Origin of the sequence: Stenotrophomonas sp. TWI587, from assembly GCF_039674145.1 — a bacterium.
GTDB lineage: Bacteria > Pseudomonadota > Gammaproteobacteria > Xanthomonadales > Xanthomonadaceae > Stenotrophomonas > Stenotrophomonas maltophilia_AY.
Window position 1 is genome coordinate 161,814 of sequence record NZ_JBDJMW010000002.1, and the last position, 22,464, is coordinate 184,277.

General features: G+C 66.0%; 20 protein-coding genes. 12 read left to right on the plus strand and 8 right to left on the minus strand.

Annotation, left to right across the window (positions count from 1 at the left end; genetic code table 11):
• Nucleotides 1-17: 17 nt before the first annotated feature.
• The 3 genes from ABE464_RS03840 to ABE464_RS03850 all read right to left on the minus strand — a co-directional run bounded on the left by ABE464_RS03840 (nucleotide 18) and on the right by ABE464_RS03850 (nucleotide 4,425).
• Nucleotides 18-2,735, minus strand: coding sequence for a UvrD-helicase domain-containing protein (locus ABE464_RS03840; protein WP_346470821.1), 2,718 nt, complete (start codon nucleotides 2,733-2,735; stop codon nucleotides 18-20).
• Between the two features lie 97 nt (nucleotides 2,736-2,832).
• Complete coding sequence (locus ABE464_RS03845) at nucleotides 2,833-4,047, minus strand: MFS transporter (protein WP_346470822.1); 1,215 nt, start codon at nucleotides 4,045-4,047, stop codon at nucleotides 2,833-2,835.
• A 159-nt stretch (nucleotides 4,048-4,206) separates the two neighbouring features.
• On the minus strand, nucleotides 4,207-4,425 hold the full coding sequence (locus tag ABE464_RS03850) for a hypothetical protein (RefSeq protein ID WP_346470823.1): 219 nt from the start codon (nucleotides 4,423-4,425) through the stop codon (nucleotides 4,207-4,209).
• A 172-nt stretch (nucleotides 4,426-4,597) separates the two neighbouring features.
• On the opposite strand from ABE464_RS03850, the gene ABE464_RS03855 reads away from it, so the two are divergent.
• On the plus strand, nucleotides 4,598-5,593 hold the full coding sequence (locus tag ABE464_RS03855) for a GAF domain-containing protein (protein WP_346470824.1): 996 nt from the start codon (nucleotides 4,598-4,600) through the stop codon (nucleotides 5,591-5,593).
• 37 nt (nucleotides 5,594-5,630) lie between these two features.
• Here the strand turns inward: ABE464_RS03855 and ABE464_RS03860 are convergent, their stop codons facing one another.
• From ABE464_RS03860 to ABE464_RS03875, 4 genes are all read right to left on the minus strand, one after another.
• A complete protein-coding gene (locus ABE464_RS03860) occupies nucleotides 5,631-5,870 on the minus strand; it encodes a DUF1653 domain-containing protein (protein WP_346470825.1) in 240 nt (79 codons plus the stop codon).
• A gap of 66 nt (nucleotides 5,871-5,936) precedes the next feature.
• Nucleotides 5,937-7,721, minus strand: a complete 1,785-nt coding sequence (locus ABE464_RS03865) for an EAL domain-containing protein (RefSeq protein ID WP_346470826.1) — start codon at nucleotides 7,719-7,721, stop codon at nucleotides 5,937-5,939.
• A 110-nt stretch (nucleotides 7,722-7,831) separates the two neighbouring features.
• Nucleotides 7,832-8,197: a response regulator gene (locus tag ABE464_RS03870; RefSeq protein WP_346470827.1), complete on the minus strand. Its 366-nt coding sequence runs from the start codon at nucleotides 8,195-8,197 to the stop codon at nucleotides 7,832-7,834.
• On the minus strand, nucleotides 8,190-9,347 hold the full coding sequence (locus ABE464_RS03875; protein WP_346470828.1) for an ATP-binding protein: 1,158 nt from the start codon (nucleotides 9,345-9,347) through the stop codon (nucleotides 8,190-8,192). The genes ABE464_RS03870 and ABE464_RS03875 overlap by 8 nt, the downstream gene beginning before the upstream one ends.
• Nucleotides 9,348-9,500: 153 nt before the next feature.
• On the opposite strand from ABE464_RS03875, the gene ABE464_RS03880 reads away from it, so the two are divergent.
• The 8 genes from ABE464_RS03880 to ABE464_RS03915 all read left to right on the plus strand — a co-directional run bounded on the left by ABE464_RS03880 (nucleotide 9,501) and on the right by ABE464_RS03915 (nucleotide 17,823).
• Entirely contained in the window at nucleotides 9,501-12,617 is a 3,117-nt protein-coding gene (locus ABE464_RS03880) for a response regulator (RefSeq protein WP_346470829.1), read from the plus strand.
• Nucleotides 12,614-13,438, plus strand: coding sequence for a CheR family methyltransferase (locus ABE464_RS03885; RefSeq protein ID WP_346470830.1), 825 nt, complete (start codon nucleotides 12,614-12,616; stop codon nucleotides 13,436-13,438). Before ABE464_RS03880 ends, ABE464_RS03885 begins: the two co-directional genes overlap by 4 nt.
• Nucleotides 13,438-14,022 (plus strand): chemotaxis protein CheB, encoded by a 585-nt coding sequence (locus ABE464_RS03890; RefSeq protein ID WP_346470831.1) that lies wholly within the window; start codon nucleotides 13,438-13,440, stop codon nucleotides 14,020-14,022. The genes ABE464_RS03885 and ABE464_RS03890 overlap by 1 nt, the downstream gene beginning before the upstream one ends.
• Nucleotides 14,019-15,137, plus strand: a complete 1,119-nt coding sequence (locus ABE464_RS03895; protein WP_346470832.1) for a hybrid sensor histidine kinase/response regulator — start codon at nucleotides 14,019-14,021, stop codon at nucleotides 15,135-15,137. The genes ABE464_RS03890 and ABE464_RS03895 overlap by 4 nt, the downstream gene beginning before the upstream one ends.
• A gap of 67 nt (nucleotides 15,138-15,204) precedes the next feature.
• Nucleotides 15,205-15,663, plus strand: coding sequence for a manganese-binding transcriptional regulator MntR (gene mntR / locus ABE464_RS03900; protein WP_123729561.1), 459 nt, complete (start codon nucleotides 15,205-15,207; stop codon nucleotides 15,661-15,663).
• Nucleotides 15,656-16,180 (plus strand): tRNA adenosine(34) deaminase TadA, encoded by a 525-nt coding sequence (gene tadA, locus ABE464_RS03905; RefSeq protein ID WP_346470833.1) that lies wholly within the window; start codon nucleotides 15,656-15,658, stop codon nucleotides 16,178-16,180. Before mntR ends, tadA begins: the two co-directional genes overlap by 8 nt.
• A gap of 100 nt (nucleotides 16,181-16,280) precedes the next feature.
• Entirely contained in the window at nucleotides 16,281-16,850 is a 570-nt protein-coding gene (gene orn / locus ABE464_RS03910) for an oligoribonuclease (RefSeq protein ID WP_346470834.1), read from the plus strand.
• A gap of 103 nt (nucleotides 16,851-16,953) precedes the next feature.
• Nucleotides 16,954-17,823, plus strand: coding sequence for an EcsC family protein (locus ABE464_RS03915; protein WP_123729765.1), 870 nt, complete (start codon nucleotides 16,954-16,956; stop codon nucleotides 17,821-17,823).
• Nucleotides 17,824-17,980: 157 nt separating this feature from the next.
• On the opposite strand, the gene ppsA is transcribed toward ABE464_RS03915, so the two are convergent.
• Nucleotides 17,981-20,359: a phosphoenolpyruvate synthase gene (gene ppsA / locus ABE464_RS03920; RefSeq protein ID WP_346470835.1), complete on the minus strand. Its 2,379-nt coding sequence runs from the start codon at nucleotides 20,357-20,359 to the stop codon at nucleotides 17,981-17,983.
• Between the two features lie 143 nt (nucleotides 20,360-20,502).
• Between ppsA and ABE464_RS03925 the strand changes: the two genes are divergently transcribed.
• From ABE464_RS03925 to ABE464_RS03935, 3 genes are all read left to right on the plus strand, one after another.
• On the plus strand, nucleotides 20,503-21,324 hold the full coding sequence (locus ABE464_RS03925; RefSeq protein ID WP_019184148.1) for a pyruvate, water dikinase regulatory protein: 822 nt from the start codon (nucleotides 20,503-20,505) through the stop codon (nucleotides 21,322-21,324).
• An 83-nt stretch (nucleotides 21,325-21,407) separates the two neighbouring features.
• On the plus strand, nucleotides 21,408-21,917 hold the full coding sequence (locus tag ABE464_RS03930) for a DUF1249 domain-containing protein (protein WP_346470836.1): 510 nt from the start codon (nucleotides 21,408-21,410) through the stop codon (nucleotides 21,915-21,917).
• Nucleotides 21,918-21,974: 57 nt separating this feature from the next.
• Entirely contained in the window at nucleotides 21,975-22,463 is a 489-nt protein-coding gene (locus ABE464_RS03935; protein ID WP_088435401.1) for an 8-oxo-dGTP diphosphatase, read from the plus strand.
• Nucleotide 22,464: the final 1 nt, after the last annotated feature.

The following is a 22,464-nucleotide window of genomic DNA, read 5'->3' on the forward strand; positions in this document are numbered from 1 at the left end:
GTCGACCGCCTGTTGATCTACACATAGGCGCGCGGCGGCTTGTACTCACAGCGTGGATACCCCGAGCACGATTGGAACGCGCCATACGGCCCGGTGCGCGGCACGATCACGCCCACGCTGCAGGCCGGGCAGGCCTGCTCGTGAATCGCGTCGCCGGCCATCGAGGTCACCCGTACCGCACCATCGTTGACCAGTTCGGTCAGGAACGACGAGCGGCGCCCCTGCACCGTGAACATCGCTACCGAGCGGCGCGCACGTGTCAACGCGACGTAGAACAGGCGACGCTCCTCGCCAAGCGGATAGGCATCGCTCTCGGGCATCGCCAGGGTCAGCACCGGATCGTCGGCCCGCGTGTTGGGAAAGCGCCGATCCAGCAGGCCGGGCAGGATGACGTAATCCGCCTCGGTACCCTTGGAGCGGTGCGCGGTGAGGAAGCTCACCTCCATATGCTGCCCATGGCGTGCGCGCCACGTGGCCGGCAGCAACGCGCGGTCGGCGTTGTAACGGCCGAGCACGAACACCGTGACTTTCCCATCGCGCCCAAGCGGCACCTGGCCCGTCAGCAACTGCTGGTGCAACTGCGCCAGATACTGCTCCACCGCGCCGGCCAGCCGGTCGCGCGAGGCCACCTGGAAGGCCTGCAGTACCGCCCCATGCGCGGGCGTGACCGAGCGTACCTGTTTGGGAATCTGCGCCGGATTACGTGACACGAACGCGCTGGAGACATCGCACAGCGCCTGCGGGCAGCGGAAGGTCTGCTCGAGCTTGAGCACCTGGCCTTGGCCGAACCAGTCCACGAAGCCGGTCATCACCGAGACGTCCGCGCCGGCGAACCGGTTGATCGACTGCCAGTCATCGCCGACCGCGAACAGGTGCTTGCCCGGCGCCTGCACCAGTGCACGGCACAGACGCGCCCGCGCGCGCGAGGCATCCTGGAACTCGTCGGCCATCACCAGATCGAACGGCGCGACAAAGCGGCCGTGTTCCAGGTGTTCGGCGGCCTGGTTGAGCATGTCCTCGAAATCGATGCCGCCCTCGGCGACCAGCGCATCCTCCCAGCCATCCAGGATCGGGATGATGAGTTCAAGGAAGAGCCGGTAGCGGTGCTTGAAGTGATCGTCGGGCAGGCGGCGCAGACGCTCGACCATGTCCTCTATCTGCAGGCCATTGCTCTTGGCGTGGCTGATGAAGGTGCGCACCAGGCCGATCAGGTCGGTGTCCGGCATGGGCGTTGCGCCGCCGTCGGGCAGCTCGCGGTCGGGATTCGGGTCCAGTTCGATGCCCCGCTGCGACAAGGCCTCGCCCAACCGCACGAACAGGTCGCCGGTCCGCAACTGGTGCGACGTGGTCTGGATCCGCTCGATGCCACCGCCGGTGACCGGGGCGCCCCCGTGATGCGCCGGCGCCCGTTCGTGTCCCTCCGAGCCGAGATGGTCGTGATACAGCGCGACGCCGGGATAGTGGAAATCCGCGCGGTACTGGCGGTACCCATCGGTTCCGGCATCGAATGCGTGGCGTCGTTCGTAGGTGTACGCCACGCCGTTGTAGAACAGCCAGTCTGCGATCACGCATTCTTCGATGCCGCGCACGCGCTCGCCCTGCAGCGTACGCACGTAACCCTGGCCGTCCTTGTCCCACTCCTCGGCCTCCAGCGGACCGCCGATGACGGGCAGATCACGGCCGAACACCAGCCGGAACATGTCCCACTGGGTGCGGAAATGGAGGGAGCGGTCCTTCAGGGCGTCGATGATCTCGGCCAGCCGATGGAACCCCTGTGTGCTATCGACGGCCCACTCGGGTACCTGCGGCATCCGCCCGGTGGCCTGGGCGATGATGTGCCGGCCCAGCGCATGGAACGTGCGCGCTTCCACCCGCACCTCGCCCAGGCCGAGGCGCTGGAAGGCCCGGTCGGCGCGCGCCTGCAGTTCCGTGGCCGCGTCCTTGTTGAAGGCAAGCATGACGATGCGCTCGGGCGCGACCATGCCGCGCTCGATGGCGTAGGCCGCCTTGGCGACCATGGTCGAGGTTTTACCGGAACCGGCTGCCGCCACCACCTGGACGCGGTTGTCGAAGCAGATGACCGCACGGGCCTGCTCGTCGGTGAGCGGGCGGGTTTCAACACGGTCCAGCAAGGGCCGGCAGGCGATCAGCTCGCGCGCCTCATGCGCGTCATTGCGGCGTGCCCACTGGGTCGGCCAGTCGGCCAGCCACAGCATCAGGGCTTCTTCGATGGCCGAGGGATCGCCGTCCAGCTCGCTGCGCAGCTCGGCGTCATCGAAGACCGCCCACAGTGCATCCTCATCGAGCGGCAGGTCAGGTCGCGCCTGCAGCAGCGCCTGCTGCTGCTCATGCGTGAACCACAGCGACTCATCGTCGGCCAGATCGGTCGCGGCCTGCACCTGCGCAAGCCAGCGCTGGATCGCGGCGTAGGCCTGCTGGAACAGGGCGACGTGGTCGCGTTGATGCTGTGCGCCACGTCGGTCGGCCAGGGCGGACGCCAGCACCCGGGCAGCGCCCGGAGACAGGCCGCCGAGCGTCAGCGGGGCCTGCCCTTCGCGGTGCAGGGTGAGCCGTGCCCATGGCAGGCGCGGGTGCACCTGCAGCGCGGAAAGGGGCGCGTGGTACGGATGACCGTCGATGGTCAGCAGCAGCTGTTCGTCTTCCAGGCGCAGGCGCCAGTGCGGCGATCGCGTGAGGCGTTGACCCCAGTCGCTCGGGGCCCATTCGTACGTCATCGGTAAGCGCTGTTTGATCGGACACCCATGATAAGGAAATGAAAAAATCCCCGCCTGGGCGGGGATATCGGCTCGGCCTGCAGTGGACGCGGTGCGCCTACTGCTGCAGCACCGGCTCGCCACGCGAACGGCGGTCCACCAGCATCGCCACGCCCCACAGCAGCAGGCCGCCCAGCGCGGTGGCCGCGCCGACGTAACCGGTCACGGCGGGGCTGAAGCCGGCACCGATGGCCATGCCGCCAAACCACGGGCCCAGCGCATTGGCGGTATTGAACGCAGCGTGGTTGGACGCCGCGGCCAGCGTCTGCGCTTCGCCAGCCACATCCATCAGCCGGGTCTGCAGTACCGCGGCCAAGGCGCCCATGGTGCCCACCGCGATGATCATCGGGAACACACTCCATACCGACTGCGCGGCCAGCGGGAACGCCAGCAGCACGATGATCGACCAGACCAGCACCACTGCTGCCGCGCGGAACTGGAAGCGGTCCACCAGCCAGCCGCCCGCCACGTTGCCGATGATCGCGCCGATGCCGAAGATGCCTACGGCCAGCGGCATCCACGATTCGGCCAGGCCGGTGACCTGCACCAGGGTCGGGGCGAGGTAGGTGAAGACACAGAACATGCCGGCAAAGCCCACCGAGCCGATCGCCAACGCCAGCCACACCTGGGTGCGGTTGAAGGCGCGCAGTTCGCGCATTGGGGAGGTGCGGACTTCATCCGGATCGGGCAGCAGGAAGCGGGCGATCATCGCCACCGTGGCGATCGCCAACACGCTGACGACGGCGAAGGCGGTGCGCCAGCTGAGCTGCTGGCCAAGCCAGGTGGTGAGCGGGTTGCCGACCAGGATCGCCACGGACAGGCCGAGCAGCACTTTCGATACCGCCGCGCCGCGCTGGGCCGGAGGACTGATCGCGGCGGCCACCAGCATCGCCACGCCGAAGTACGCGCCATGCGGCAGACCCGCGACGAACCGAGCCAGCAGCATCGTGCCGTAATTGGGGGCCAGCGCACTGGCCAAGTTGCCGATGGCGTAAAAGCCCATCAGCGCCAGCAGCAGAGTGCGGCGCGCGAACCCTGCACCGGCAAATGCCAGCACCGGGGCGCCGACGACTACGCCAATGGCATAGGCGCTGATCAGATGGCCGACCTGGGTCTCGCTGATGGACAGCCCGCGGCTGATTTCCAGCATCAGCCCCATGCTGGCGAACTCGCTGGTGCCGATGGCAAAGCCACCCAGCGACAAGGCCAGCAGGATCAGGGTGCGCTCGCGCGGCGAAAGCCGGGCGGCCAGGGGGACGGAAGAAGAGCTCATTCAGGGGGCGTCGAACGGGTGAGCGCGGCATTGTACTGCTGCAGCGCAGCATAATCAGTGCATACGGTAGAACGCTGGATTCGAGCGGCCGTGCGTTCCCGCGCAATCGCTCGCCGTTGACGCCTGCGACGCCCGTCCTGACCGGCTATTGCCGGTTCTTCACGGATATCGCACGGGCCTGAACGGCTGGGACTCGGGCATGTCCAACGGCGGGCTGACGCCATGGGCACGCCTGAGAATCTCGTTGGTCTGCTTCTGTTCGGCCAGGATCTCGCGCAGCAGCCCCTTGATGCCGAAAATGGCGAAGGGGACGAAGATCCACAGCAGCCCGAACAGCGCCCAGCCGAGGCCAATCAACAGCGAGAAACCGTCCAACATGCGCATTCCTTTGTACGTGATAGAGATGTCCGTGCCTGCATGATAGCCGCCGCACCTTCCGGGCGGCATCGGTGGCGACTTCGGTCACGGCTAGTCTCGCTCATTCATGCGACAATTCGTGGTCAAAGCCACCACCTGTCGATGGCTGCGCCATGCGGCTAAAGGGGTTGTGATGTCTACCAGTGCCGGCTTTCCAGCGCTCATCGGCTTTGATCTGCCATGTCACCAGGAGGGCGCCGGCGCGCCACGCGTGATCGTCACCGCGCTTCTGGCTGACACGCCCCCCAACGATTGGATGCGCATCCTGCATCGCCAGGCATGGCCATCGCTGCGGTTGGATCACGGCGTCGAGCAGATCCGGCTGGTCGGGCAGGGCATTCACTTCGTGGGCGCCATCAAGGACCCGCGCGCGTTGTCTGCGTCGGTGCGTACTCTGTTCAACGAGGTCAACGCGACAGCACTGGATCGCCGCTTGGCAGCGATGGAGAATCCGCTCGACGAGGATGGCCCCGGCGCTGCGCCAGTGGCGCTGCTGGCCAGCTCAACCGACCCGCGTCTGGAGGATGTTGCCGCGCTGCTGGCGATGCCTGCCGTGCCGGGCATGCTGGAGCTGGCCAGCGCGATGACGGGCATGCGTTTTGTCGCTGTGGCACGCGTCACGGCGGATCGATGGACTGCCTGCGCGGTGCGTGACCACCTCGATTTTGGTCTGCGACCCGGTGAAGACCTGGTGCTGGAGACCACCATCTGCGATGAGATCCGCGAGCATCGCCATCTGGTGCAGTTCGACCAGGCCAGTACCCACCCGGTGTTTTCCAGCCATCCCACGCCGGCGTTGTACGGGTTCGAGAGTTACATCTCGGTGCCGATGTTCCGCCGCGATGGCGGCTTCCACGGCACCCTGTGTGCGCTGGATCCGAACCCCTCCAAGCTCGACGCCGCCACGGTGAAGGCATTCGAGGTACTGGCGGGCATCATCGGCGCGCAGCTGGACGTGCCGCAGGAGTCTGCCGAGACAGGCCAACCGGTGACCAGCATGAGCGAGGCACTGTCGGCGCTGTCCCGTCAGGTCGACGCCCTGGATGCGGCGATGTTGCCGGAACAGTTCCGCACGGTGATCGCGCGCCTGCGTGAGCTGGTGGACGCGCGGCGGGCGGTCTTGAGCTGATCGCGCCGCTGGACGGTGATGCGCCCTTTTTCGCCCCTCAGCCGTTCACCTCGACCCGCGCAAACCGCGCACGCCACTGCCCGTCCACCTCCACCTGCGCGACGAACATCTCGAACGGTCGCACCCACAGCCCGATATCTGAATCCAACGGCCGGTACAGCACCATCGGCATCAGAGTTTCGCTGTGGCGCACGACGCCGATCACTTCGTAGTTGCCGCCCTTGAAGTGGCGGTAGTGACCGAGCGGAAGAGTGGGCAGCGGGGCAAGATCGGACATGAGTCTGGCAAGGGAGGCAGGCGGGCCGGACATTATCGCCTGAGGTGCAGACAACGTCGCGGGTGGTCAGCCCGCGTCCGGCAGCGGCCCCGCCCGGCAGGCGCTGACCAGGTGCAGCACCGCGTCGGGATGCATCGGGCGGGCGAGGTGATAGCCCTGCGCTTCATTGCAGCCCCACAGGCGCAACAGGGACAACTCGGCCTCGTTCTCCACGCCCTCGGCCACCGTGCGATAGCCAAGCTGGCGGGCCAGCTTGATGATCGCTTCCACCTTCAAGCGTGCGGTGCGCGAGCGCGCCAGCCCGGTGACCAGCGTCTGGTCGATCTTGATGTGGCTGATCGGTACCTCGCTGAGGTAACCGAAGTTGCTGTACCCACTGCCGAAATCATCGATCGCGATGCGTACGCCGGCGGCGGCCATCTGCCGCAGCTGGGGAAGGGCTGCAGGATGGTGGTTCAGCCATTGGCCTTCGGTGATTTCGATTTCAATCAGTCCCGGCACCAACCCATGCGCGTGCAGCCGTTCGGACAGCACGTTCCACACCCGCTGGTCGTCGAAATCGCGCGGTGAAAGATTGAGCGACAGGCTGAAGCCGGGCACGATCTTCTGCCACTGCGCCGCCTGGGCCAGCGCATGGTCGATCACCCAGCGGCTGATGGCGGGCATCAACGCGGTGCGCTCCAGAACAGGAATGAATTCGCCGGGGCTGACCGGACCGAGCATCGGGTGGGTCCAGCGCAGCAGCGCCTCGGCCGATACCGGCAGCCCGGTGATCAGATCGAAGCGCGGCTGATAGACCAGGCTGAACTGGTGCTGGGCCAGGCCGCGCCCGGCGTCGGAGGCCAACCGATAGCGGCGGCGCAGTGCATCGTCACGCTCCTGCGAATACCAGCACAGGCAGGCATCCGTCTGGATGGCGTGGTGCATGGCGACCAGACATTTGCGGACCAGATCGCCGGTCTGCTCAGGTACCGAGACGAAATCGCAGACACCGGCATGGAACTGCGGCGACATCGGAATACTGCCGGCCATCAGTGGTCGGCGCATGCGGATGCGCAGCCGATCCAGCAGCGCTTCGGTCTGTTCGTGCGAGTGGTCAGCCAGCAGGAACGCAAAGCGGGTCACGCCGATGTGGTAGACCTGCGCCAGGTCACGCAGGACATCCTGCACGCGCAGGGCGGCCTGCCGCAGCAGGGTTTCAACCGGTTTCATGCCTAGCGCCTGGCCAGCATCGTTGGCGCTCTGCAGATCGAACACATCCAGCACGACGGCCGTGAATGCACGCGCATCGGCATGGCGGGCCAAGGCGTTGAGATCGGCCTGGAACTGGTGCCGGTTGGGCAACCCGCTGATCTGCTCGCGGCGGCCCAACGACATTTTCAGTTCCATCTGAGCAACGACCACCCGCGACAAGGTCTGCAGCTGCAGCTGTTCTTCGGCGCTGAGCTGCCGTGGCGTACGGTCCATGATGCACAGCGTGCCGAGCGCGACGCCGGCCTTGGTCACCAGCGGCGCACCGGCGTAGAAGCGCAGCTGCTCCGGTCCGGTCACCAGGGGATTGTCGGCAAAGCGCGGGTCCTGACGCAGATCGGCGACCTGCATGACGGTGTTGTATCCCAGAACGCGCGCGCAGATGGAGGCATGCCGCTCGGTGCGGCTGATGGCCAGGCCGACGCGGGAAATGATGTGCTGGTGATCGGCATCGAGGATGGACACCCATGCGATCGGGACGCCAAAGCTGAAGGCGGTCAACTCGGCAATGGGATCGAGCGCGGTACCCAACGCTGGATCCATGACGTTGAGTGCCTCGATCAACGCGATCCGATCTACATCATTGCTTCTGTCCAGCATTTACCGCGCCCTGTTCCGACTTCACCGCTACTATCCCGCCTGGCATGCGGAACCGGTGTGAAGCAGGCAAAGCACGGATGAAGCGTTCACCCTGGCAGCATCGTGCCCGCTCAGGGCGAGATGGGGGACTGCAACAGGGTCACCAGCTGGCGCAGGCGATAGGGCTTGGGCAGGAACTCGACATGTTCCGGCAGCGGCGGCAGCTGGGAGCGCGCATAACCGGAGGCCAGGATGATGCGCGCATTGGGCAGCACATCGGCCACATGCTCGCTCAGCTCTACGCCACTCATGCCATTGGGCATGCTGATATCGCTGAACACCACGTCGAACCCACCTGGATCCTGCATCAGCCGCAGTGCGGCCGGGCCATCGTCGGCGGTATGGATCTCGATGCCGAAGTCCTGCAGCGCCTGGCCAATCAGTTCACGCAGGTCCTGCTGGTCTTCGACCATCAATACGCGTAGGGGCTCAGACATGCTCGACTTCCTCAATGACAGGTAACAACAGGCGGACGGTGGTGCCCCGTCCGGGGGCGGTTTGTACGTCGACAAAGCCGTCGCACTGGGACACGAAGCCAAATACCTGGCTCAGGCCCAGCCCGCTGCCTTTGCCGACTTCCTTGGTGGTGAAGAACGGCTCGCTGGCGCGCTCGGCGATGTCCGGGGGCATACCGTTGCCCTCATCGGTCACCGCGATGGCGACATAGTGGCGGCGCATGGGCTGGGAAAGATCCGGTGCCAGTCGCTGTTCGACCTCGGCCGTGATCGTGACCGTGCCGCCCTGGGGCATCGCTTCGCCACTATTGAGCACCAGATTCAACACGGCGCTGTGCAACTGTACGCCATCGGTGACGATCGGGGGCAGATTCGGAGTCAGATCCAGCTTTACTTCGATCCCGGCCGGGCAGGCGCGACGCAGCACGGGCAGGGCATCGAGCAGGAATTCCTGCACCATCACCGGCTCGCGCACCAGGGTCTGATCCGAGGAAAATGCCAGCAACTGGCGGGTCAGCAGCGAGCCGCGGTCGGCGGCGGCCTGCGCCAGGTCCACCAGCTCCTGGGTTCGCCCGTCGGCGCCGGGGCGCAGCGCAATCATATCCAGCGCGTTGCCGATCGTGGTCAGCAGATTGTTGAATTCATGGGCCAGGCCACGGGTCAGCCGGCCGACATTGTCCAGCTGCCGCTGCTGCACATGCGCGCGCTGGGCATCCTGCAGCAGGCGCTGGGCTTGGTAGCGCTCGGTGACATCCTGGGTGACTTTGACGAAGCCGAGCAGGCACCCATCCTCGCGGACCGGCTCGATCACTTCACCGGCGCGGAAGCGCTCACCGTTGCAGCGCACGCGCCAGCCTTCACCGACGAAGCGGCCATGATCGCGCGCGTATTCCAGTGCCTGCTGCGGGACACCCAGCTGCTGGTCCTCGGGTGTATAGAACAGGCCGACATGCTTGCCCATCACCGCTTCGGCGGTATACCCCTTGACCCGCTCGCAGCCCCGGTTCCAGCTGCAGATGCTGCCTTGCGTATCAAGCAGATAGATCGCGTGATCGCTCACGTTGTCGATCAACAGCTTCAGCTGCCGGCTTTCGTCGGCAAGCGGTGCAACGCTGGATACGGCCTGGACCACGACGGTTATCGACTCCCCGATAAGGGACCGAACCGTAGGGGCCATGATGTGAAGAAAGTGTCAAGAACGTGCGCCAAACACGCTGACTTCTGGCGCTTAACAGCCGTTTACTGCTTCGGGTACCATCAGCCCCCTTTTGAGCTGGAACACGGCATGAATTCTGCGCCTACCTCCCGTGACCGTTGGATCTGGCTTGCGTCGGCCGCCTTGATGGCGGGCACGCTGGGCACGGAGATGGTGGTGCCGCTGGGCTATGCGGTCTGGCTGACCTACTTCCTGGCGGTGGGCATCACGCTGTTCCAGCGCCGCATGGAAGTGCCGCTGCTGGTGGCGATCGGTTCCTGCATCCTGCTGGCCGTGGGCTACAACGTAGCGCCGTCCAGCAGCAACTCGGCGTTCTCCTTCGTCAACCGCAGTATTGGCGGCGTTGCCTTCCTGATGATGGCGCTGACCGTGATGAAGGCCATCGGTGCCCGCCGCGAAGCGGCCGATGCACTGTGGTTGCAGGCCGGCGAGAACGTGGTGGGCACCAGCCTGCAGGGCGACCCCACGCCGCGCGAGCTGGCTGACCAGGCCATGCGCGCGCTGTGCGCGCAGCTCAACGCCGATGTCGGGGCGATGTACCGCCTGCAGGGCGAGCGGCTGGTGCTGGTCGGTGGCGCCGCGCTGCCCTCGCAGCTGCCGGAAACGTTGCCAGCGCATGCCGGGCAATGGGGCGAGATCATCCGCGAAGGCCGCGCGCGCCGGCTGGAAGACAGCGAGAGTCCGCTGGATATCGATACGCCGCTGGGCCGCACCACCGTGCACCAGCGCCTGCTGGGCCCGATCACGGCCGACGGCGTGGTCATCGGCGTGATTGAGCTGGGCCGTGCCGGTGTGTCGCCTGCGCGGGGCCTGGAGATGGCACTGCTGCTGCAGTGCGCCGAGCCGATCGGCATTGCGCTGCGCGCGGCGCTGCTCAACGCGCAGCTGGTGGAACTGCTGGAAGAGACCCAGCGCCAGAGCGAAGAACTGCAGACCCAGCAGGAAGAGCTGCGCGTGGCCAACGAGGAACTTGAAGAGCAGAGCCGCAGCCTGCTGCATTCCCAGGCCAATCTGGAGCAGCAGCAGGCCGAACTGGAACAGACCAATGTGCAGCTTGAAGAGCGCACCCACGAGCTGGAGTCGCGCCAGCAGGCGCTGCTGCTGGCCCAGGCGCAGCTGGTCCAGAACAGCGCGGAGCTGGAAGCCAGCTCGCGCTACAAGTCCGAGTTCCTGGCCAACATGTCCCACGAGCTGCGCACGCCGCTCAACAGCTCGCTGATCCTGGCCAAGCTGCTGGCCGACAACAAGGAAAGCACGCTGACCGCCGAGCAGGTGAAGTACGCCCAGGCGATCCATTCCTCCAACAACGATCTGCTGGCGCTGATCAACGACATTCTGGACCTGTCGCGGATCGAAGCTGGGCATGTGGAGCTGGTGGAGGAGAATCTGGCCGTGTCCAGCGTGCTGCAGCGGTTGAAGGAAACCTTCGAGCCGATGGCTGTGCAGAAGGGGCTGAGCCTGGAGATCAGCGCTGCGACCGACGCGCCGGCCCAGCTGCTCGCCGACAGCCAGCGCCTGCAGCAGATCCTGAAAAACCTGCTGGCCAACGCGGTCAAGTTCACCGAACACGGCAGCGTGTCGTTGACGGTGCGCAGCGCCGGGGCAGGGCGGATCCAGTTTGCGGTGTCCGATACCGGCATCGGCATTCCGGAAGAACAGACCGCGGTCATCTTCGAGGCCTTCCGCCAGGCGGATGGCAGCACCCGCCGCCGTTACGGTGGCACCGGGCTGGGGCTGTCGATCTCGCGCGATCTGGCAGCACGCATGGGGGGCAGCATCACCGTCTCCAGCGAGCCGGGCCGGGGCAGCTGCTTCACCCTCGAACTGCCGCTGCTGGCCGGTGGTGGCACCGGCAGCGCGCACAACGTCGTGCACGACGTCCGTCCCGCCGCCGTGGCGGCACCGGCCGTGCCTGCCGCTGCTCCGCTGGGCCGCGCCCACGCTGAATCCGCCCCTGCGCAGGCGCCTGCACCTGCGGCGAAGGTCATCGATGACCGTGGCCGTCGCAGCCGTGCCGGCCGCATGATTCTGGTGGTGGAGGACGATGCGACCTTCGCCGGCGCGCTGGTCTCGATGGCGCACGAGCTGGATTTCGACTGCGTGGTCGCGGGCACTGCCGAGGAAGCCTTGGGCCTGGCCACCGAGCTGCGCCCGAACGGAATCCTGCTCGATATCGGCCTGCCCGATGTGTCCGGGTTGAGCGTGCTCGAGCGCCTCAAGCGCGACCCGGCGACGCGCCATATCCCGGTGCATGTGGTCTCCGGCCTGGAGCGGTCCCAAGTGGCGATGGAGCTGGGCGCGATCGGCTACGTGATCAAGCCGGCCACGCGCGAGCGCCTGGTCGGTGCGATCCAGCAGCTGGAAGCCACCAGCAAGCGCGATGTGCGCCGCCTGCTGATCGTCGAGGACGACAGCGAACTTCGCTCCAACCTGCAGCTGCTGCTCGGCCGCGACCAGCTCGAAATCACCGCGGTAGGCACCATCACCGAAGCAATGGCCGAGCTGGCCGGCTCCACCTTCGATTGCATGGTGACCGACCTGGCGTTGCCCGATGGCACCGGCTACGACCTGCTCGAGCGCATGGCGGGCAACGATGCCGTCGCCTTCCCGCCGGTGATCGTCTACACCGGGCGCGCGCTGACCCGCGATGAAGAACAGCGCCTGCGCCGCTATTCCAAGAGCATCATCATCAAGGGCGCGCGCTCGCCCGAGCGCCTGCTCGATGAGGTGACGCTGTTCCTGCACAGTGTCGAGGCGTCGTTGCCGACCGACCAGCAGCGCCTGCTGCGTGAAGCACGCCGCCGTGATGCGGTGCTTGATGGCCGCATCGTGCTGCTGGCCGAGGATGACGTGCGCAACATCTTCGCGCTGTCCAGCGTGCTCGAGCCGTTGGGTGTCACCCTGGAAATCGCGCGCAATGGTCGCGAGGCGCTGGACAAGCTGCGCCCCGAGATCGACCTGGTGCTGATGGACATCATGATGCCGGAGATGGACGGGCTGACCGCCATGCGCGAAATCCGCGCGGACAACCGCTGGCGCGACCTGCCGATCATCGCGCTGACTGCCAAGGCCATGCCCGATGACCGCGAGCATTGCCTGCAGGCCGGTGCCAACGATTACATCGCCAAGCCGATCGACGTGGACAAGCTGGTCTCGCTGTGCCGCGTGTGGTGCTCGCGCCGATGAACGAAACGGAGCTGTTCGATCTGGAGCTGAAGGTATTGCTGGAGGCGGTTTACCAGCGCTACCACTACGACTTCCGTGACTACGCATTGGCGTCGTTGCGGCGGCGTATGCGGCATGCCATGTCGCGCTTCGAGTGCCCGACCATGGGCGCACTGCAGCACCGGCTGCTGCATGAGCCGGACACGTTCGCCCAGGCCATGCAGTACTTCACCGTGCAGGTCTCGGAGATGTTCCGTGACCCGCCGTACTTCAAGGTGCTGCGCGAGCACGCAGTACCGGTGCTGCGGACCTATCCCTCGATCAAGTTGTGGGTGGCCGGCTGCAGCACGGGTGAAGAAGTGTGGTCGCTGGCGATCCTGCTGCAGGAAGAAGGCCTGCTGGATCGGGCGATCATCTACGCCACCGACATCAATCCCGAGGCGCTGCAGGCCGCCGAGTCCGGTGCGTTCGCGCTGGACCGGCTGGCGCAGTTCAGCCGCAACTACCTGGCCGCCGGCGGCACCGGCTCGCTGTCGGACTACTACAGCAGCGGCTATGGCAGCGTGGTGTTCGACCGCCGGCTGAAGCGCAACATCGTCTTCGCCGACCACAGCCTGGCCACCGACACCGTGTTCTCCGAAGTGCACCTGGTGTCCTGCCGCAACGTGCTGATCTATTTCCAGCGCCCGCTGCAGGACCGTGCCATCGGCCTGTTCCATGAGGCCCTGGTACACCGGGGCTTCCTGGGGTTGGGCAGCAAGGAATCGCTGCAGTTCGGCGCGCACGCGGGGTTGTTTGAAGCCTGCGCGCGCGACCAGCGCCTGTACCGGAAGCTGGCCTGATGACCGGTACGTCGCAGCGCAGCCGCTTCGATCTGGTGGTCATCGGTGCGTCCGCTGGCGGCGTCAGTGCGCTGCAGTCGCTGTTGTCCGCTTTCCCGGCGACGCTGGATCTGCCCGTGCTGGTGGTGCTGCATTTGCCGCGCGACCGGCCCAGCCGCATCGCCGACCTGCTCGACGCCGGCTGCCCGCTGCCGGTGCGCGAGGCCGAGGACAAGCAGCCGCTGCACCCCGGTACGGTGACGTTCGCGCCACCGGACTACCACCTGCTGGTGGAGGACCGCGCCACGCTGGCGCTGTCCATCGATCCGCCTGTGCTGTTCTCGCGCCCGGCGATCGACCCCCTGTTCGAGAGCGCTGCCGACGTGTTTGGCGACGGCGTGCTGGCCATCCTGCTCACCGGTGCCAGCAGCGACGGCAGTGACGGGGTCGCCGCGGTCCGCCAGGCCGGTGGCGAAGCCTGGATCCAATGCCCTGAGGAGGCGTATTCCTCGATGATGCCCGCCTCGGCCCTGGCACACGCCGGCGCCGACGCGGTGCTCCCGCTCACCTCCATTTGCACGCGTATGAAAGGTCTTACCCGATGAACCTGATCGAGCCCGCCGGGTCGACTGCCACCACCGATTGCGTGAAGCTGCTGATTGTCGATGACATTCCGCAGAACCTGGTCGCGATGGAAGCGCTGCTGCGCCGCCCGGGCCTGGAGATTCTGTGTGCCGCCTCCGGCGCTGAAGCGCTTGAACTGCTGCTCGAGCATGAGGTGGCGCTGGCGCTGCTGGATGTGCACATGCCGGAGATCGACGGCTTCTCCCTCGCCGAACTGATGCGCGGCTCCCAGCGCAGCCGCGACGTGCCGATCATCTTCCTCACCGCGTCCCCCAACGATCCCGTGCGCGCCTTCAAGGGCTACGAGACCGGCGCGGTCGATTTCCTGCACAAGCCGATCGAGCCGCAGGTGATCATGAGCAAGGTCAATGTGTTCATCGAGCTTTATCAGCAGAAGCAGCTGCTCAAGGCGCGCAACGAGGCGCTGGAGCATGCGCTCAAGCTCAATGAAACGATGATGGCGGTGCTGACCCACGACCTGCGTACGCCACTGGCCGCGATCCTGCTGTGTGCCGACAAGCTGTCACTGGACCTGCCCGACGACAGCCAGGTCCAACGCACGCTGGTCCATCTGGAGAACAGTGCCCAGCGCATGGTGCGGATGGTCGAGCAGCTGCTGGATTTCTCCAGGATCCGGACCGGCGGCCTGCGACTGCACAGCACCGAGTGCGACCTCGCCGAGCTTGCCTCGCTGGTGGTGGCCGAGATCGGCCGCGCCCACCCGCAGGCAACGATCGAGCTGAAGGTGCATGGCGATGCGCAGCTTCAGGGCGACCCGGATCGGTTGGCGCAGCTGCTGTCCAACCTGGTGAGCAATGCGGTGCTGCACGGCGGCGATGCGCCGGTGCTTGTCCGCCTGGAGGGGGAGCGCAATGGGCCGCTGCGGCTGCAGGTGCGCAATGCGGGGCAGATCCCCGAGGCATTGCTGCCGCGGTTGTTTGAGCCGTTCAAGGCCAGTTTCCACGACAGCCGCGGCTTGGGGCTGGGGCTGTTCATCGCCAGCGAGTTCGCTCGTGCGCATGGGGGCACACTGGTGGCCGTCAACGAAGACGGGACCGTGTTGTTCGAGACGGTTCTGCAGCGGCGGCCTCGCTGAGGTGCGGCGTTAGGTAAACTGTTCCGGCGCCGCAGCCCTTCGCCACCGGCCCATTGCTGGAGCCACCATGCCGTCGTCGACCCGTAAAGCCGCCTCGCCCCTGATCGATGCCCAGGTGCATGTCGAGGGCTTCGTACAGGTGCGAGAAGCGCGCCGGTCCGAGCTGGTCGAGGATTACGTGGAGCTGATCGCGGACCTGATTGCCGATGGCCGCGAGGCCCGCCAGGTGGATATCGCCACCCGGCTCGGCGTAGCACAGCCTACCGTGGCCAAGGCGCTCAAGCGGCTGGTCAAGGAAGGCTGGGCGATCCAACGGCCGTATCGCGGCGTGTTCCTGACCCCGGCCGGTGAGCAACTGGCGGTGGAGATGCGCGCCCGCCATCAGACCGTGGAACAGTTCCTGCTGGCGCTGGGCGTGGACGCCGATTCGGCGCGACGCGACGCGGAAGGGATTGAGCATCACGTCAGCGAGGCCACCCTGGCCGCGTTCGAGGCATTCGTGCGCAAGGCCAACGGCCATGGTTGAGCGCCTCGCGCCGCCGCCGCCGCTGGGCGTACCGGTCCACGATCAGGACGAGCACTGGATGCGACACGCGCTGGGCCTTGCCGAGCGTGCCGAGCGTGAGTTCAACGAGATCCCCGTCGGCGCGGTGCTGGTCGGTGCTGATGGCACGGTGCTTGGCGAAGGCTGGAACCTCAACATCGCCGATCACGACCCTAGCGCGCATGCCGAGATCGTGGCGATGCGGCAGGCGGGCAGGGCGATCACCAACCATCGGCTGATCGGCAGCACGCTGTACGTCACTCTGGAGCCCTGTGCGATGTGTGCCATGGCGATCGTGCATGCACGTGTGGCGCGGCTGGTGTATGCCGCCACGGACCCCAAGACCGGTGCCTGCGGCAGCGTGTTCAACCTGATCGACGACCCGCGGCACAACCACCGTGTGGAGATCCACGGTGGCGTGCTGGCCAAGGAGGCCAGCACCCGGCTGACCAACTATTTCCGCGCCAAGCGCGGCAAACCGCCGCTACTGCTGGAGTAAGGGCGCCACGGCGACAGGGTCGTGACGGGTTGGCGGTATCATGTGCGCCTCATCCATTCCCGGTCGCGGCGCAAGCGGCGGCCCAGCACAAGGCGAACACATGGCGGACAACGGCGCAGAAGGCGAGCGACTGATCTGGATCGATCTGGAAATGACCGGTCTGGACACGGACAACGATGCAATCATCGAAATCGCCACCGTGGTTACGGATGCGCAGTTGAACGTGCTGGCCGAAGGTCCGGAGTTCGCGATCCATCATCCGGTCGAGCGGCTTGAGGCCATGGACGAGTGGAACCGCAACCAGCATCGTCGCTCGGGGTTGTGGCAGCGCGTTGTCGACAGCACCGTCACCCTGGGCCAGGCCGAAGCACAGACCATCGCCTTCCTGCAGCAGTGGATCAAGGCCGGCGCGTCGCCGATGTGCGGCAACTCGATCTGCCAGGACCGTCGCTTCCTGCACCGTGAAATGCCGCGCCTGGAGAAGTACTTTCACTACCGCAATCTGGACGTTTCCACGATCAAGGAACTGGCCAAGCGCTGGGCCCCCGGCGTCGCTGCCGGCGTCGGCAAGACTGCCAGCCATACCGCGCTGAGCGACGTGCACGATTCCATCGAAGAACTGCGCCATTACCGCCAGTTCATGGGCGCGTTGTCCGGCCTGCCGGCCTGATCCAGGCCGCCCGGTACACACGGAAGCGGCCTGTGCACAGGCGTTCAGCCAGCGTCAGGCGTGGCAACGAGCGGTATACATCGGCAGCGCTATGATCGCGGCCATGAACGCCATCACCTCGCCGCAACCGCCACCGCTGTCGTCCTCCATCCTGCCGACATCGCAGGATTGGCGGGACCTGCAGCGTGCGGTGGACCTGTTGGAATCGCCCACGCTGACTGCCAAGATGGCCAACCTGATCGGTTCGCCGCTGGAATTCGCGGTCAAACGCCTGCCGGATTCGGTGTCACGCCGCATCCACGGCGCGGTCGAAGCAGCGCTGTTCAAATCCGCCCAGGCCGCGTTGTGGACGATGGACAACACACCGGGCAAAGCGGCGTCCACGCGCTGGCACAAGCTGGCCGCGGCCACCTCCGGTGCGGTGGGCGGTGCGTTCGGCTTCACCACGCTGTTCATCGAGCTGCCGGTGTCCACCACGATCATGATGCGCTCGGTGGCCGACGTGGCCCGCAGCGAGGGCTTTGACCTGCGTGAGATGAGCACCCGGCATGCCTGCCTGGAGGTGTTCGCGCTGGGCGGCAACTCCGGCAAGGATGACGCCAGTGAGACCGGCTACTACATCACCCGTGGCTTCACTGCCGAGGTGATGCGTCACCTGTCGGCTGAACTGGCCGGCCGCGCCGTTGGCGGCAGCCCGGTGATGATCGGGCTGACCCCGAAGGAAGCCGGGAAGTGGCTGGCCAAGCTCGTGGAGAAGGTCGCCGCGCGTTTCGGCGTGGTGGTCACCGAGAAGTTCGCCGCGCAGGCGGTGCCGATCGTGGGGGCAGTGGCGGGCGCGACGCTCAATACCATGTTCACCGACTACTACCAGGATGTGGCGCGCGGACATTTCATTGTGCGCCGGCTGGAACGCACCTACGGTTACGAGACCGTGCGGGCGGCCTACTCGATGCTGGCGGCCGAGCGGACTTGATCGCCTCGACCGCCGAGGCCTGAAGGCGCTCGCGTCATGCGGGAAGGAATACGTCGCGCGATGCGCTGCAGCCGACCAGCGGTCGGATCTACCAGCGACGCATAAAACAACACCCCGCTTGCGCGGGGTGTTGTTCTTCATCTCATTGCCGGAAGGATCAACCCTTGGCTTTGAGCTTGGCCAGGCGCAGCCAGGTATCCACCACGGTGTCCGGGTTCAGCGACACCGACTCGATCCCTTCCTGCATCAGCCATTCGGCCAAATCCGGGTGATCGGACGGGCCCTGGCCGCAGATGCCGACGTACTTGCCCTTTGCGCGCGCGGACTTGATCGCCATCGACAGCAGCTTCTTCACTGCCGGGTTCCGCTCGTCGAACAGGTGCGCGACGATCGAGGAATCGCGGTCCAGGCCCAGGGTCAGCTGGGTCAGGTCGTTGGAGCCGATCGAGAAGCCGTCGAAGATCTCCAGGAACTCATCGGCGAGCAGTGCATTGGACGGCACTTCGCACATCATGATGATCTTCAGGCCGTTCTCGCCCTGCTTGAGGCCGTTCTGTTCCAGCACCTCGACGACCTTGCGGCCTTCTTCCAGGGTGCGCACGAACGGGATCATGACCCACAGGTTGTCCAGGCCCATCTCGTTGCGCACGCGCAGCACCGCCTGGCATTCCAGGGCGAAGGCGGCCGAGAAGCTCGGATCGACGTAACGGCTGGCGCCGCGGAAGCCGATCATCGGGTTCTCTTCGTGCGGCTCGTAGTTGGTACCGCCGATCAGGTTGGCGTACTCGTTGGACTTGAAGTCCGACAGGCGCACGATCACCGGGTTCGGGGCGACCGACGCGGTCAGGGTGGCAATGCCTTCGGCCAGACGACCGACGTAGAAGCTGACCGGATCGGCGTAACCGGCGATCTTCTCGTCGATCTTCTTCTTGGTCGCCGCGTCCTGGCGGTCGTACTCCAGCAGCGCGTTCGGGTGGATGCCGATGTGGCTGGCGATGATCATTTCCAGACGGGCCAGGCCGATGCCGGCGTTCGGCAGCTGGCCGAAATCGAAGGCGCGTTCCGGGTTGGCCACGTTCATCATGATCTTCAGCGGCGCCGGCGGCATGTTGCCCAGGTCCGTGGTGGTGCGCTCGAACTCGAGGATGCCGTCGTAGATGAAGCCGGTGTCACCCTCGGCGCAGCTGACGGTCACTTGCTGGCCATCCTGGATCAGCTGGGTCGCGTTGCCCGAGCCGACCACGGCCGGCACGCCCAGCTCACGCGCGATGATCGCCGCGTGGCAGGTACGGCCGCCGCGGTTGGTCACGATGGCCGAGGCGCGCTTCATCACCGGCTCCCAATCGGGATCGGTCATGTCGGCGATCAGCACGTCGCCGGGCTGCACGCGGGCCATGTCGTCCAGGGTACGCACCACGCGGGCGGTACCGGCACCGATCTTGGCACCCACGGCGCGGCCTTCGGCCAGCACCTTGCCGTCCTTCTGGTTGAGTGCGAAGCGTTCGATCTGGGTGGCATGGCCACGCGACTTCACGGTCTCCGGGCGCGCCTGCACGATGAACAGCTTGCCGCTGACGCCGTCCTTGGCCCACTCGATATCCATCGGGCGGCCGTAATGCTTTTCGATCACCAGCGCCTGCTTGGACAGTTCCTGCACGTCTTCATCGCTGATCGAGAAGGTGTTGCGCAGTTCGGCCGGGGTGTCTTCGATGCGCACGCGCTCACCGGGGACATCCGAATACACCATGCGGATCGCCTTGCTGCCCAGCGAGCGGCGCAGGATCGCCGGCTTGCCCGCGCTCAAGGTGGGCTTGTAGACGTAGAACTCGTCGGGGTTGACCGCACCCTGCACGACCATTTCGCCCAGGCCGAACGAGGAGGTGACGAACACCACGTCGCGGAAGCCGGATTCGGTGTCCAGGGTGAACAGCACGCCGGAGGAACCCACGCCCGAGCGCACCATCAGCTGCACGCCGGCGGACAGGAACACATCTTCGTGCTTGAAGCCGTGGTGGACGCGGTAAGCGATCGCACGGTCGTTGTACAGCGAGGCGAACACTTCCTTGACCTTGTGCACGACATCGTCGGCGCCGGTCACGTTGAGGAAGGTCTCCTGCTGGCCGGCGAAGGACGCATCGGGCAGATCTTCGGCGGTGGCCGAGGAGCGCACCGCGACCGCGACATCGCCGCCGCCGTTTTCGCTGCACAGCTTGGCGTAGGCGGTGCGGATGTCCTGGTCCAGCGCCGGATGCAGCGGGGCATCGATCACCCAGCCGCGGATTTCCTTGCCGGCCACCGTCAGGGCACCGACATCTTCCACGTCCAGCGTGGCCAGCTTGTCGAAGATGCGCTTGGACAGATCGTTGTGGGCGATGAAGTCCTTGAAGGCTTCAGAGGTGGTTGCGTAACCGCCGGGGACAGACACCCCCAGACCGGCAAGATTGCCGATCATTTCGCCAAGCGACGAATTCTTGCCGCCTACGCGGGCCAGATCGGCCAGGCGCAGTTCGTGCAACCACAGGATGTTCTCGTTCAAGCGCGATGCTCCGTTTGGCCATCGCCCGAGGCGGGCTGGATGGCCACGTCCGTAGGAAGAAGCCGATATGATGCCGGGCAGACCGCTGTCGGCACAAGCTTGTATCGACAGCCTTTTTAAGCTTCGGAGGGGGTAAAAGCCGTATGTCGACGATCCGTCCGGTGTTCTACGTGTCCGATGGAACCGGTATCACCGCTGAAACCATTGGGCATAGCCTCCTGACCCAGTTCTCCGGGTTCAGCTTCATCACCGACCGGATGTCGTTCATCGATGATCCGGAAAAAGCGCGCGAAGCCTGTGAAAGGATCCGCGCAGCGGGGGAGCGGTACCAGGTTCGGCCCATTGTGGTCAGTTCCTGCGTGGACAGCGGGCTGAGCATCATCCTGGCCGAAAGCGGCGGATTGATGCTGGATGTGTTCGCCCCCTTCATCGAGCCGCTGGAGCGCGAACTGGCGGTCAACCGGCATTCCCGGGTCGGCCAGGCCCACGGCATGGTCGACTTCGAGACCTACCACCGCCGCATCAACGCGATGAACTTCGCGCTGACCCACGACGACGGCATCGCCATCAACTACGACGATGCCGACGTGATCCTGGTGGCCGTGTCCCGCGCCGGCAAGACCCCGACCTGCATCTATCTGGCCCTGCATTACGGGGTCCGCGCGGCCAATTACCCGCTGACGGATGAGGACCTGGAGCAGGATCGCCTGCCGCCGCGGCTGCGCCCGTACCGCAAAAAGCTGTTTGGCCTGACCATCGACCCGGACCGCCTGCAGCAGATCCGCCAGGAGCGCCGCCCGAACTCGCGTTACGCGAATCTGGAGACCTGCCGCCGCGAGGTCGCCGCCGCCGAGACCATGTTCCGGATGGAGCGCATTCCGACCCTGAGCACCACCCATACCTCGATCGAGGAGATCTCGAGCAAGGTGCTGGGCACGCTGGGGCTGCAGCGCGAGATGTATTGACCGGTGTGAACCGGTGGCGGGCCGCCCCTTTGGCCGGGGCGGCGCCGCCCCCACGTTGGGAGATCAACGTGTAGGATCGACCCATGGCCCAGGCATCGCCCCGTATCGAACGCATCCCCCGGCTCAGCCGCTTGAGCTGGCTGATGGGTCTGTACGCCGAGAACTACCAGCACCTCGTGCGCCTGTTCGCACCCTCCGAGCTCGTCCCCGGCAGCTACGTTTCTTCGATCGGCGATGGGCTGGATGTGCGCCTGGACGTGATCGAGTGCCACCGCTACACGGTCGAACTGCGGCTGACCTATGACTTCGCCGACCCGGTCACCGGGCAGCCGGATCCATCGGCCTATGTGCGCCTGTACCGCGACGCCCGCCAGGCCGAGACCACCCATTGCTACGTGGGCCGCCGCTGGCAGGACGTGGTGGGCATGTACCCGCCGCCGGCCGAGCTGATCAGCCACCGGATGCGCATGAACACCTTCCTCGGCAAATGGCTGGAATACCTGGCCGAACGCGGCCACGGCGTGGCTACCCTGCGCCGCGATGGCGCGGTCACCGCACCGGCCGACGCACGCCGCGCCAGCCTGGTGCCCTGAGCCGTCCCCGGGCGGATCACGCATAATCGGGGGTCTGTGTACCCGAGCCTGTGCGATATGCCCTATACCCCCATCGTGGCCACCCTGGGCTACGTGCTGTCCGCCGACGGCAAGCAAGTGCTGATGATCCACCGCAACGCCCGCCCCGGTGACCTGCACCTGGGCAAGTACAACGGGCTGGGCGGCAAGATGGAGCGCGATGAAGATGCCGCCGCCTGCATGCGCCGCGAGATCCGCGAAGAGGCCGGGATCGAGTGCGGCACCATGCGCCTGCGCGGCACGATCAGCTGGCCGGGCTTCGGCAAGAACGGCGAGGACTGGTTCGGCTTCGTGTTCGTCATCGACGACTTCACCGGCACGCCGCTGACCTCCAACCCGGAAGGCACGCTGGAGTGGGTGGATGTGGACAAGATCGACAGCCTGCCGCTGTGGGAAGGCGATCGCAGCTTCCTGCCGCTGGTCTTTGACGACGAACCGCGCGCCTTCCATGGGGTGATGCCGTACCGCGACGGTGCCATGCAGTCGTGGAGTTACACCCGGCTGTAGT